The sequence below is a fragment of the Terriglobus sp. ADX1 genome (assembly GCF_036877645.1).
Taxonomy (GTDB): domain Bacteria; phylum Acidobacteriota; class Terriglobia; order Terriglobales; family Acidobacteriaceae; genus Terriglobus.
Genome location: NZ_JAEDXV010000042.1, coordinates 13615 through 27366, shown reverse-complemented (window position 1 = coordinate 27366; position 13752 = coordinate 13615). Strand labels below are relative to the sequence as shown.

At 53.6% G+C, this 13752-nt stretch carries 7 protein-coding genes; 4 read left to right on the top strand and 3 right to left on the bottom strand.

The annotated features are described in order from the left end of the window. A partial coding sequence (locus tag JAO32_RS18620) for a serine hydrolase domain-containing protein (RefSeq protein WP_334243197.1) occupies window positions 1-872 on the bottom strand: 872 nt, incomplete at its 3' end. Between the two features lie 239 nt (window positions 873-1111). Between JAO32_RS18620 and JAO32_RS18615 the strand changes: the two genes are divergently transcribed. The 4 genes from JAO32_RS18615 (at window position 1112) to JAO32_RS18600 (ending at window position 8173) form a co-directional block, all read left to right on the top strand. Then, window positions 1112-2851, top strand: coding sequence for a DUF885 domain-containing protein (locus JAO32_RS18615; RefSeq protein WP_334243195.1), 1740 nt, complete (start codon window positions 1112-1114; stop codon window positions 2849-2851). Window positions 2852-3054: 203 nt separating this feature from the next. Next, a complete protein-coding gene (locus JAO32_RS18610) occupies window positions 3055-3531 on the top strand; it encodes a DinB family protein (RefSeq protein ID WP_334243193.1) in 477 nt (158 codons plus the stop codon). 393 nt (window positions 3532-3924) lie between these two features. Further along, a complete protein-coding gene (locus tag JAO32_RS18605; RefSeq protein WP_334243190.1) occupies window positions 3925-7215 on the top strand; it encodes a S41 family peptidase in 3291 nt (1096 codons plus the stop codon). 511 nt (window positions 7216-7726) lie between these two features. Beyond that, window positions 7727-8173: a hypothetical protein gene (locus JAO32_RS18600; protein ID WP_334243188.1), complete on the top strand. Its 447-nt coding sequence runs from the start codon at window positions 7727-7729 to the stop codon at window positions 8171-8173. A gap of 674 nt (window positions 8174-8847) precedes the next feature. Here JAO32_RS18600 and JAO32_RS18595 read toward each other — a convergent pair. Together JAO32_RS18595 and JAO32_RS18590 are read right to left on the bottom strand one after the other, a co-directional pair. Beyond that, the gene (locus JAO32_RS18595) at window positions 8848-11289 is read right to left on the bottom strand and encodes a glycoside hydrolase family 31 protein (RefSeq protein ID WP_334243186.1); all 2442 of its coding nucleotides are present in this window, start codon (window positions 11287-11289) and stop codon (window positions 8848-8850) included. A gap of 135 nt (window positions 11290-11424) precedes the next feature. After that, on the bottom strand, window positions 11425-13653 hold the full coding sequence (locus JAO32_RS18590; protein ID WP_334243183.1) for a winged helix-turn-helix domain-containing protein: 2229 nt from the start codon (window positions 13651-13653) through the stop codon (window positions 11425-11427). Between the last annotated feature and the right edge of the window lie 99 nt (window positions 13654-13752).

Here is a 13752-nt window from a genome sequence, read left to right as displayed (position 1 = left end):
TCTTCGAGTTGGCCATCCGTTCGACGATGTATCGCCGCCACCCTCGATTGCTTATTCGACGGCACCGCATACGAAGTATCCGTCATGCCCAACGGCTGGAAAATATGCTCTTGGAAGTATGTTTCAAGGGATTCTCCAGAGACCTTCTCAACGATCATTCCTAGGACAGCAGTACTTGCTCCGTAGTTCCATTGGTCGCCCGGGTCGCTCAGGAGCGGAAGCTGCCACTCGTCTTTCTTCGTCGCTTCTGTCAGGCGTTTCACAATCACATTGCAGAACCCATATCCAATGCCGGAAGTGTGAGTTAGCAGGTGTTGGATCGTCATAGGCCGCTTTGCAGGACGTGTCTCGTAGCTGCCATCGGCATCATTGAACTTTGAGATGACTCGGAGATTGTCGAAGCCAGGAAGGTATCTCGAAACAGGGTCGTCCAGTTTGATCTTTCCAGCTTCGACTAGTTGCATCGCTGCGACAGACGTCACCGGTTTTGTCATAGAAGCGATTAAGAAGATGGCATCCTTCGGCATCGGAGTTTCATGCCCGCTCCCAAGTTTGCCCGCCGCGCCTTCGTACAGAACACCGCCAGTTCCAACTACAAGGGCGACCACACCAGGCGTATCGCTTCGGCTGATTGATTCCTTGAGTTCTTGCGTTATGGCCTCTTTCTCAGCCTCAGACAGTCGTTGCTGCGAAGTGGCATCTTCGGCATACAAGAGCACCGAAGTGCCAATGAGAAGCGCGCAGGCGACTATCGTGTTGGTCAACAGATGCCGAATCGCCAAGCCACGCAATACAGCTATCCCCGAAGCTTGAGACGAAGAGGTCGATTGGAGTTGTATCTCATTTACCTTCGAAGTGATTTGGTCCATCATCTGCTGCTACTCCTGTCTGAATGGCACATGGCAAAGCAGACGCTACAAGGCAGAAAGATTCAGCACAAGTGCGTAGTTTTTAAGGCATTCATCAGGCCGGTTTACGGATCGGGCTCATTCGAAAATCCTTTGATAATACTCATGCGTGGATTGAGAATTTTGAACTTGTTTTACTGATCGTTAAAGCTAGCCTTGCTTCTGTGAATAGTCCTCGCATCCATCATGTCGTTGGAATTGCCTTGATCTTCGTATCGATCTCCACTGCAGGACAGACACCACGTCGTTTTAAATCGGGCGTCAACTCACAAGCAGTTCGTCGCCTGTTCTTGAGTTATTGGGAAGACTATCTTCGCGACAATCCGGAAGCCGCGACAGCGTTGGGTGACAAACGCTATAACGATCGCTGGCGCGATCTCTCCCCAACCGCGGTCGAGACCTCGCTGCAGCGAGATAAGCGGTACGAGAGGCGTCTACGCGCTGTCGATACCGCGAGACTTCCTGAAGAAGACAAGCTATCTGTCGAGTTGCTCCTGCGCATGCTTCGCGAGGAAGAGGAAAGTATCCGTTTCAAGGAATGGGAAATGCCTTTGAACCAGATTCACGGCATCCACTTTGAGCTTCCACAACTGGTCTCTTCAACGCCATTTGAGGATACACATGACTATGACAACTACATCAAGCGTTTGAGGAGTGTGCCTAAGCTATTTGACCAGCTCCGAATCGTCATGGCGTTGGGGATGAAGGATGGTCATAGGCCTGCGCGGCTCGTCTCCGAAAAAGTGCTTGCGCAAGTGAACGCGATCCTTGCAATCGAACCGGGTGACAGTCCTTTCCTCGCACCCGTCAAGAAGTTTCCTAAGAGCATTTCCGCCGACGATCAGAAGCGATATGAGCAAGAGATCAAAGCTGCCTTCTCACAAGAAGTCGTACCAGCATACAAAGCTCTGGCCAAGTTCCTTGAGACACAATACATCCCCCGCAGTCGTAGTGAAGCAGGGGTTTGGTCGATCCCTAACGGGGACGCCTATTACGCCTACTGCATCCGACGAAATACCACGTTGACGATGAGTGCCGATCAGATTCACCAAATCGGACTCGACGAAGTAAAGCGGGACGAGGCTGCAATGCTCGTTATCGCCAAGAATCTCGGGTACAACGACCTCAAGAGCTTCAACACTGCCATCAGCGCGAACCCAAAACTTCACGCTTCGTCGCGAGAGCAGGTTCTCGATGTATATCGTGGGTATCTGAATCAGATGAAGGCGAAGCTACCCGAACAATTTGGGACTCTGTCCAAGAGTGACCTCATCGTTGAGGCCACCCCGTCATACACGGAAAAACAGAGACCACCCGCGACATACGAACCTGCCACAGTAGATGGAAAACATCCTGGGCGCGTGGTGGTTAACACCTACAACTATTCCCAGATCCCGCTTTGGGATGCCGAGTCGATCGCATATCACGAGGGAATCCCGGGACACCACTTGCAGTTTTCCATCGCACAAGAGAAGGATAATCTTCCTGACTTTCGCAAGCATAAGGAATTCACCGCTTACACCGAGGGCTGGGCCCTGTATGCGGAGCAGCTTGGTAAGGATGTGGGTTTCTACCAGGATCCTTACAGTGACTATGGCCGCCTTGAAGGAGATATTTGGCGCGCCATTCGTCTTGTTGTGGATACAGGACTCCACTCCAAGCATTGGACGCGGCAGCAAGTTGTCGACTACTTTCACGACCATTCCTCTGTTGATGAGACGAACGTTCAGCGGGAGACGGACCGATACATCGCTTGGCCTGGGCAGGCCCTTGGCTACAAAATCGGTCAGTTGAATCTGCTCGAACTCCGCCAGCATGCCGAGTTAGAACTCGGGCCGAAGTTCGACATCAAGAAGTTTCACGATCTGATCCTTGGCTCCGGGGCGTTACCGCTCGATTTCCTTGATCAACACGTGAATGAGTGGATCGCCGCTCAGAAGTGAGTGCAAATCATCCTCCACCAAACGCCATCGCAATCACAAGGAGAACTATGCCATTCAAACGAGTCATCGCTGTTTTGGTTGTCGCAACATGCATCGGTAGCGCTTCGAGCTTGCACTCGCAAGCATCAGGCACCGCTGCCTCGCCCCAAATCGAACCTTCCAAGAGCCTTGATGCTCTCGTCACCGGGCTTGAGAAGCAACTTGTGCCGCTTGCAGAAGCGATGCCAGCCGACAAATACAGTTTCGCCCCGAGCAATGATCAATTCAAAGCTGGAAGCGATGTGAACTACAAAGGTGTTCGAACCTTCGGACAGCAGTTGGCTCACATCATTCAAGCAAACGACTTCTTCTTTCTCGGTGTGAAGGGAGTTGCAAAGCCGGATGCTGAAACTGCAGCCAAGTTAGCGGCCACTGGAAAGCTCACCCAGAAAGAGGATCTGCTCAAAGCGTTGAAAGAATCGTTCGCCAATGCTCATGCAGCGGTGGCCACTTTAACCCCCGAGAACGCCTGGGATCATGCAGGGCGCGGTGTTACTGACACCCGAGCCGAAGAAGTGGGCCATGCAGTCGGGCATGCCTATGACATCTATGGTCAGCTCGTCGAGTACATCCGCATGAACGGCATTGTGCCGCCAGCCAGTGAAGGCAGACCGCTCGCAAATCCCGGAAAAGCAAATTGAGTGTCATCCTTCAAGCGACTTTGTGTTTCCTGACAGGGGCCAGTCTTCGGCAGGTCCAAGTTGGTCAAATTCCGAGTTCAACGCGATCTCAAAGCCCCGGTCGACTTAAAGCTAGGAGAAAGTCCGACGACTCTACAGCCGGGGCAGACAATTGACGTTCGCCTTCCGGTCGGAACTCAAGTCATTGCCGCTACCGCAATCGCTCGGCACCCGGAAGGCGAAGTCATTGTCTAGGTTGAATCGTCGCTGGATGACGCAATCGTCCACATTAAAGCCTGATTCCAGCCGATCAATCACGAAGCAGTTGCTCCTCCTCGAAGCAAGAACAAAGGAACACTCGATCTCACACCCATGCTCAAATTGATTTCCTCGCGGTCCGTACTGAGACGCCCGATGCAGTCTTTGCCTTGGCGAACGCTGCTGCAATGCGCGTTCGTCATTTGCTTTTCTGTTTCAGTTTCAACTTTCCTTCACGCGGACGGACAAACCGCCGGTACACCTCCGCTATGGATGCGCTATCCGGCGATATCACCCGACGCCAAGACAATTGCCTTCATCTATCACGGCCATCTTTTCTCTGTGCCAAGTGATGGTGGGCAAGCCACGGCATTGACGGCAGGGGACTCGCATGAGACCGCGCCGGTGTGGTCTCAAGATGGGAAGTTGATCGCATTCGCCTCGGACAGATTCGGACACTACGATGTGTTCATCATCCCGGCCAATGGCGGAACCGCGAAACGACTTACTACCTATTCTGTGGACCAAATTCCCACCGCCTTTACGTCTGACGGCAAGTTTGTGATGTTCAGCGCACATCGGACAGACCTTAGCCAGAGTGCGAAATACCCCTCTCGCATCTTTCCGGAACTTTATAAAGTCTCGATCAATGAGGGGCGCGCGCCTATCCAGCTTTTGAGTACGCCCGCACTGGGAGCGCACTACGATCACGAAGGCATACGAATGCTCTACGAGGACGTGAAGGGCTATGAAGATCCTTGGCGTAAGCACGAAACATACGCGAATGCGCACAAGATTGTTCTCTACGACTCACGAGGCTCAAGCTTCAAGCAACTGACCTCATACATTGGAGAAAATCGCAATCCGCAGTGGGCACCCGACGAAAAGTCGTTCGACTATTTGAGCGAGCAGAGTGGCTCCTTCAATGTATGGCAGATGTCACTCACCCATGGTGGAGACGTTGGTGTGCCAAAGCAGTTGACACACTTTGAAAAGAATCCGGTGCGCTTCCTTACAGTAGCTGCGAACGGCACGCTCTGTTTTGGATTCGATGGCGAAATTTACACGCTTGGTGCGGATGCTTCAGCGCCGCAAAAGGTTAACGTTCGAATTGCGTTGAGTGAAACCAGACCGAACCAGGAGATACTTCACTTCAAAGACAGCGCCACAGAGATGACCTTGAGTCCAAACGGCAAAGAGGTCGCGTTTGTTGTTCGAGGTGACGTTTACGCCGCTTCCGTCGAGACGGGCGATACAAAACGCATTACCAATACACCTGGCCAGGAACGCAACGTATCCTTCAGCCCGGATGGGCGACACCTTGTCTTCGCTGCGGAATATGAAAGGCCGTGGGCTCTCTATGAAGCCTCGATCGTTCAGCCTAAGGAAAGTGAACCATACTTTTTCTCGGCTACCAGCATCGATATCAAGCCCTTGCTTCGCAACGATCAGGAGAACTTCCAACCGAAGTATTCACCAGATGGACAAGAGGTCGCTTACCTTGAGAATCGCACGACACTTAAGGTCATCAATCTCGGAAGCCGCACTTCACGCACCATTCTGCCGGGTGAGTTCAACTTTTCCGCGGAAGATGGCGATCAATGGTTCGAGTGGTCGCCTGATAGCCGATGGTTCCTTGTTACCTTCCTGGATCGCACGCGGTGGTCAAAGAAAGCTGGCCTGATTGCCGCGGACGGCCAGCATCCGATCACAAATGTGACGGTGTCCGGATACGAAGCCATGCACCCCCAATGGAACACGGACGGCAGCGGAATGACGTGGATCAGTGACAAGTATGGTCTTCACGGCTCAGGCTATGACAGCGATTTTAATGGCGACATCCTGGAGACGTTCTTCTCACAGACCGCAGCCGATCGCTTCCGCCTATCCAAGTCGGAATACGCCGTAGCGAAGGAACTGGATAAGGACAGGCCCAAGACGAAGCCGGACACAGGCGAGCCTAAAGGAAAGCCGTTACCTACGGTCAGCTTCGATCTCAACAATTTGCACGACCGAGAAGTCAGACTAACGTTAGGCTCAACCAATGTGCTGGCCGGTCATCTCGCGAAAGACGGAGAGTCCCTGCTCTATCTGGCGAAGGGAGAGAAAGGGGCTGATTTGTGGCTCCTCAAAATCCGGAACAAAGAACTTAAACGACTTGCCTCGATTGAAGCGCCGGAAACAGATGCCGCTCCAGTTCTGCAAGTCTCTGAAGACGATGCGAACGCTTATGTGCTCGCGGCAGGAAAGATCACAAGAGTTGAGGTAGCCGCCGGTACATCGCACCCTGTCGCCTTCGACGCGGAGAAAGAGGTCAACGGTTCAGCCGAACGGGCTTACTTGTTCGATCACATCTGGAGGCTCGAAAAAGAGAAGTTCTTCGATCCCGGTATGAACGGAGTTGATTGGGACTACTACAAAAAGGTTTACGCCCGATTCCTGCCACATATCGACAACGATGAAGACCTTGCCGAGATGTGCAGCGAGATGCTGGGCGAACTGAACTCGAGCCATACCGGATGCAGATACCGTCGTAAGCCAATCGACGATACCGCTGCTCTCGGAGCGTTCTACGATCCGGGGTACATAGGTGCTGGCCTCAAGGTTCAAGAGGTTATCGACGGCGGCCCCTTGATTGCCGCGACTACTCGTCTCTCGGCAGGCATGGTGATTGAAGCAATCGATCAAACACCTATTCCGGCAGGTGCCGATCCAAGCCCGCGATTGAATCACAGGGCTGGTCATCGTATTGCACTCAGCATGTACGACCCTGCACATGACAATCGATTTGTGGCAGTGGTGAAGCCAATCACACTGGCCCAGGAACAAGACCTCCTCTACAGGCGTTGGCTAAAGCAGCGTCGAAGCGAGGTTGACAAACTGAGTGCAGGCCAGATCGGTTACGTACATGTCAAGGAAATGAATCAGCGCAGCTATCGAGAAGTGTTCTCCGAGGTTTTCGGCGAAAACAGCGGAAAGAAGGCAATTGTCGTAGACGCGCGTTTCAATCATGGGGGACATCTCCGTGATGACCTCGTGACACTTCTGAGTGGAAAGCAATACCTTCACTACATCCCTCGCGGTCAGATCTTGGGTTGGGACCCTATAGCGCCGGTCGGAAAATGGACTGGCAAGAGCGCTCTCGTTGTCAACGAAGACGACTACTCCGATGGCCACCTCTTTCCCTGGGTCTATCAGCATCTTGGTATCGGTAAATTGATTGGAACCCCGATTCCAGGCACAGGCACTTCTGCAGCTTGGGAGCAGCAACAGGATCCTCAACTCGTTGTCGGTATCCCTTACGGAACCATCGAAGATGTTGCAGGGCATGTGATGGAAAAGACACAGATCACGCCGGATGTGCAGGTGACGAATGATCCGGAAAGCCTCTCCCATGGCAAAGATCTACAGCTTGATCGTGCTGTGCAGGTGTTGATGGCCCCATAGTCTGCGGCAAGGATGAGTTGTGTTCGCTGTAAACGAACCTTTGTTGGATGTGACGATGTCGCGGGCCTCAGTATCTTTTGAAATCCGACATATTCGGAAGTCGCATAGATAACCGAAACTCACGATTCGCTTCAATACTTTGAACTAGAACTGTGTCGGATCCGACTGTAGTTTTGTGGTGTTCGGACGCCGACTGAGCACGAGAAATGAGCTTAGCTCTGCGCTCCATGAGCACCCGTTCTTTCAATCAGTCCTAACCTCTCACGCTGCCTCGGTTGGCAGTCGGGTGAAGCGGGGTTGCAGAGAACGTTATCGCTTTGTCGCACATGCGCGAATCGAAAGGCCCTATCGATGATGAACCTACGCACTGCATTCTTGTGTTTTGTCAGTTTGCTTTTGCCGAACGTGTTGTCTGCTCAATCTTGTGAAGCCAATCTCGGCAGTAGCGGGAGTCAGAAAGAAGGCCTCAGCATTACAAGTTCGGTCAATCTTCATGGCCTGAACTCACATAATGCCAATCGGCCAAATCAAAGGAATGATTGCCGCAGACGCAGCCTTCGACATCGGTGCGGATACTTATGAGAACGGAAAGGCGACTCTCGCGATTACTCAGAAGCCAACCGGTAGTTCTCGCGCGATTCCGATGTACTTTACCGCAAACGATCAAGGCCTGGTTACGTTTAAGGCGGTTCTTCCAGCCGGAATGGCAATGAAGCTATCAGATGCGGGCAACTACGTCTGCGGGAAGTGGCTGGACAAGTTGCAGGCCGGCAATCGCGGGGAAACTCTTGCCGGGCGAAGCGAAAAGCTCGATCCAGTCATAGAACCGAAATCCGTTCTGTCGACCGCACAACTCACATCGAATTGTGAGGCTAATTTTACGACCAAGGGCGCCATGTTCCCCGGTGGGTACCAATACGGAAGCCTTGGAGTCTGCGTTTCCAAGATTCCGCTCTAATTCGAGGACACCCTTCGGGAGCATTCATGGCCGCCTGCAGCACTGAGAATCAATTTTGAAGAGGAAAGGCATATTTGATCCTCGAAAGGCTAGCGCAATTTCTTGGACCATACAGATCACGTACCATCGCGCTATTGATCGACATCGATATTTGTCGCATCGCCATCATTATCAAGCGGAAGTCTTCGACGAGATGCAGCGATCTGCTCTGAATGTTGAACTTTCAGTCGAACATCTTGATGGCAAAGCGCTTTTGGCTAGACTGAGAGAACAGCTCTCCCCTGATCAACGGAAACGTTGGAACCCCACATCCTTGAGGGGTACAGTTTCAGGGAGGCAGACGCTCGGAAATGTCCGGCATCACTGCTATCGAGCCGTCCAGCGCCTTAGTTCCAATATCTTCTCCGGTACCAAATAGTCAGGACTGTGCATTGCCAAACGCTTTAATCGCAAGAGGTCTGAGCCGGTGAACGAGCGCCTCCAAGAACCCGAATAAACCCTTGGAAGAAATTCGATCGTCTGGGCCGACTTCACGGTCAAAGCAAGCCAGAAAATCGAGTCCCATAGAGAGAATTGAGGCAGAATCCATCGACTGACATAGGAGAATTTGTTACAGAAGTACTGCCTGACGAAGAGATCGGGCCAAGCGCTTCTGAAAGTGCGCTGGCAGGCGGTTATTGCATGGTGAGTCTGGACTCTGCATTGGGCAATGGAATAGTCACAGAGACGACGCCATGATTCGATTGGATGGTCGTTGTCCTGCCGTTGATCGTTGCATGAGAAGGAACGTGTGCCTGCCCCGTCACCTCTACGCGAATTTGTTTGAACCAAGGCTGATAAATGCCTTCCGGCGCCTTGAACTCAATGCTCAATGTGTCATCCTGCTTTGTTGTGCAGCTTATGTGCAAACGGTAGAACTGGCCACTGCGATAGTTCAATGAATGTCCATCGTCGGTATAGACATCGCCCTGGCACACCTCGCCTGCGCGGGGCACATAAACACGGAGTGTTAGCGGCCCCTGCGGAGTTTCATCTGTGCTTTGCACAAGCGGCTGCAGAGGCAGGATAGCTCCTCCACGAACAAACACAGGCACCGTCGCAAGGTCGGGCTTGAGCATAATGCGTTGCTGCTGCAGCAGAGCGTCGCGAACTTCGGCATCACGTGCCTTCAGTGTGTCGGCAGAGCCAGCGGGTTTTCCTGTCCAGTAGTCATACCAGATGCCGGGAGGCAGATGCAGTTCATACTCTGCAACTTCTTCGGGTGACGGATTCGGTGCGATGAGCAGCGATGGTCCAAGCATGTACTCGGCTCCGCCGGTCAGCAGGTCCATGGGATTGCCATCAGCAGTAGCGTGCGGAAACTCCACGAACAAGGGGCGCATCATGGGCATGCCATTGCGTGATGTCTCTTCTGCAACGGTGTAAAGGTAAGGCAACAGGCGATAGCGCTCTTCGATGTACCTCTTGCGCAGAGCTTCCTGCTCAGGGCCATCCACCCATGGCTCATGCATGCGTGTACCCTTCGCGGAGTGGTCACGGTCAATGGGTTGGAAAGCGGCAACTTCAAGCCACTTGGTCAAAAGATCAGCAGGCGGCGATCCGGCAAAACCACCCACGTCGGCTCCAGCGAATGAGAAGCCGCTAAGGCCGAGGTTTGTCAGTTGGGGAATCGTCATCCGCAGATGGTTCCATGTGGAGCTGTTGTCACCTGTCCACGTAACGGCATAGCGCTGGCCGCCCGCATACGTTGCGCGGGTCATTACGTAAGGGCGTTCGTTGGGTCGTAGCTTCAACACGCCATCATAGGTGGCTTTGCTGTTCAGCAGTCCATAGATGTTATGGATTTCGCGTTGCGAGGCGGTGCGTTTCAGGAATCCTGGCTCGTCAATATGATGTTGTGTCTCCAGCGGCATCGTCTTCGACGGGTAACGGAAAACGGCAGGCTCATTCATGTCATTCCAGAAGCCGGCGACGCCATCCGCAACAAAGTCCTTATATAAAGTGCCGAACCACTGCCGTGTCCTTGCCTGTGTGTAGTCAGGAAAAACCGACGGGCCTGGCCACACGGTGCCGACATACGTTGTGCCGTCAGGATTTTTCACGAAGTGGTCGCCAGCCATGCCGGTGTCGTACGGCAGATAGTCTGTGTTCGGTTTCTCGGCGATGTGCGTGTCGGCAATTACCACCAGATGGAAGTGATCGTCCGCCAGCTTGTTCACCATCTCCGGAAACTTCGGGAAGCGCTGTTCATCCACCGTAAAAGGCATGTTGTTCTTCTGGAAATCGATGTCCAGCCACAGTGCATCCGCGGGGATCTTGTCGCGTCGCAGGTGCGCAGCGACATCCATCAGTTGCGATTCTGGCGTATAGGTGTAACGAGATTGCTGGAAGCCAAACGACCACAACGGAGGCAGGGAAGCTGTTCCCGTGAGCCATGCATAGCCCTTGATGACATCCTTCGGATCCGGACCATAGAGGAAGTAGTAGTCGATTGGACCGCCCTGCGATCCGAAGTTGTATTCCTGGTCGTTCTCATGACCAAAATCAAATGAAGTACGCCATGTGTTGTCGAAAAAGACGCCGAAGCTACGTCCATCCTTCACGTCAATAAAGAAAGGGATGCTCTTGTAAATAGGATCAGTCGACTCTTGCCAACCGAAGCTGTCGGTGTTCCAGAGCGTGAACGTCTGACCGCTCCGATCCAATGGGCCCGGCTTATCACCCAGGCCGAAGAAGTGTTCGTTTTCGCCGCGCGTTTTATAGACGTGGAAGGCGTCTCCGCGCCATTGCACGGGCCCTGAGTCTTCCTGCAGGATGTGGCCTTGCTTGTCGCGGATGACCAGATGCAGGCCATCCTTCACTTCAATTGCAAGCTTGTCTGTATGAAATCCACTTTGATCCTCAGTGACATCGACAAGGCTTGTGCGGCTGCCAGGCAGCACCGCCCATGATGCATCTTCCGGAGCGCTGACGCGCCATTCCCGGATGCGCAGCTTGTCGTCCTGCAATGCCGTGATCTGAAGATGGACTCCATTCTCCGTGGCTTCCAGGCCATTCGCAGTATTACGGATGATGGGCTGTGCAACGGCGGAGCAAGCAAGTGTGAGAGAAACCACGCAAATTCTGCAGACATTCCAGTGGGCCATGGCATGAAGACACCATCTCGCGGAACGTCATTGCAATCGGCCCTGACGCTATTTCGGCTCAACTTTTTCTCAACAGCTAAGTTCTGCATCAGGAGTAAGTTGCGCCTACTTCTTGGGGTTACCAATGTGTAGAGAATAGAGATTTGCAGTGTTCAAACGGCCTCGGATTACGACGGTTCCATCATGCAAAAGGCCGCAGAAGACGAGATCGCTGAAGTCTGTAGATCGCATATTCGCAATTCCGCCCATCTCTTCCACCTTTCCATCCTGTACACGAACTCGATACACCGGCTGGCCCGGTTCAATGAAGGCGTCCGCGTAGATGAACTGACTGTCGTCGGACCAGACGGGGTCTGCAACCGAACGCGACGCCAGAGTGGACCATTGCTTGTGCTGCATGTCATAGAGGCGAAGCTGCTTCTGGTCGAGCGATAAAGCCGCAATATAGTGGCCATCAGGAGACCACCGCGGACTGAAGAGGCCATCGGATTGAGGGATGACCGCCAATTTATGGCTGTCGAGATCAAGGATCTGGATGGTGCGTGGTGCAGCGTCCTTGCCCAGCAAGTCCGGTGTCAGTCCAAAGGCGAGTTGCTTGCCGTCAGGAGACCATGTGGGGTCAGCGGCGTTGGTTTGCGCCTCCAGAACGCGCTGTAGATCACTGCCATCCGCAAGCACCTGATAGATGCTCCACGCTCCTGAGGACATGCGCGCCATCATGGCCAGCCGCGATCCATCCGGAGACCAGTGTGCACTAAAGGCCTGTAATTCGCCGGGCGTTAATTGAAGCAATTCGGATCCATCGGGCCGAGCGCGCCATAGTCGGCCTTCCGTATCCACCCAGGCTAGCCAGCGACCATCACGCGTCTGCTCCAACCGATGCGCGTTGCTGTAAATGCCATGGAATGAGGTAAAGCTATGCATGCCGGGAGCCAGGATCTGTACTTCGCCCTCGGTTGCAACGCCGGTCATGTAGATAGAGTCTTTGGTGGTAAACAGCGGTCCTTGATATGCGAGCGGACCATCGGTGAGGCGTTGCGGTGTGCTGCTTAAACCGCTGATTCGCCACAGGTCAGAGGCAGTACCTTCGATTGCCTGAAATACAAAGGCTGATCCATCGGGTGACCAGTTGCCACAGCAAACATCGCGCGACTGCGCCCAGGAGCCGAGAACTGGGTGTGGTTTGCGATTGTCAGCGCGCAATTCCCACAGTGCCTGGTGATGCGAAAGGGGATCAAACAGCGTAAAACGAAGGGTTTTTGCGTCAGGGGACCAGCGCAACCAGAAGGCGCGGCCGGGTAACGATGCATAGTGCGTCGTCTGGCCTCCGCCGGGGTCGGTCTCGTAGAGGTCGTTGCCTGCGGCATACAGGATATGAGTGTTGTCAGACATCCATGTGGCGTCGTGTGCCAGAACGTGGACCACGCGCTGCGCGGAGCCACCCGTTCCAGGGACAATAAACAGTGGCTGTTCCGATTGGTTGGTGGCATGACTACGCACCAGCAGGCGATAGCCGTCGCGTGACATGTCCGCAATCGCGGGTCCGGCCACCTCGTCGGGGAGTGTAATGTCTTCGCTTGTGCCTCCCCCAATGGTGATCCGTTCGAGATGAACACGGCCATCACGGATAACGGATGCGAAGACGTGCAGACCATCCGTAGCTATGGATGCGAACGATTCCGTGGCGTCGCTTCCGGGTAAAACTCTCTGTGTATGAGTAAGTTGCCGAACAGTTGGAACCACGGGGACCGATTTGTACGATCCCGCAAGATAGCCCGCGAATGCCGCAACCAACAGACCCACGCATCCCATCGCTATCAGCGTGATAGGTAGGAGAAGGCGGCGCTTCGCAGGTTCTGACTGCTGCAGGGAAGCGGCCACGGGGGCGGGCAAGGGAAGAGCAACATCCGGTTCGACCGACGCGCGAACAGGGACAGAAATAGCTTCTAACTGCGTCTCCACAGACGACATTTCCGTGGCAGGCGAAGCAGGCGCGTCAAGAACTGTAACCGGAGCAATAAAGCGATAGCCACGACGGGGCAGCGTTTCTACGAACCGGGGATTCTCGGCGCTATCGCTCAGGGCCTCGCGAATCTTATTAATGGCAGTTCCGAGGGAATGGTCGAAGTCGACGTTGGTGCCCTTTTCCCATACCTTCTGCTGCAACTCTTCGCGAGTAACGACGTGACCAGCCTGATAGACGAGTTCTGCGAGGACACGAAAGGGCTGGCCCTGCAGCTTAATGCGAAAACCTCCCCTCCACAACTCGCCGGTGGAAAGGTCTGCCTCGAAGGTTCCAAAGGCAACACGAACGGGATGATGTTCAGACCGCATGAGTTACCGCAGCTTGAATGTATCACTTTTCAATCTGATGAACTTTGAAAACAGATGAAGAAAACTGCTATCTATATGTATCTAAAAGAATTGACGGTT

Excerpts from the sequence above, each read along its gene's own strand:
- JAO32_RS18605 (WP_334243190.1), top strand. The coding sequence starts at position 3,925 with ATGCAGTCTTTGCCTTGGCGAACGCTGCTGCAATGCGCGTTCGTCATT.
- JAO32_RS18600 (WP_334243188.1), top strand. The coding sequence starts at position 7,727 with ATGCCAATCGGCCAAATCAAAGGAATGATTGCCGCAGACGCAGCCTTC.
- JAO32_RS18590 (WP_334243183.1), bottom strand. The coding sequence starts at position 13,653 with ATGCGGTCTGAACATCATCCCGTTCGTGTTGCCTTTGGAACCTTCGAG.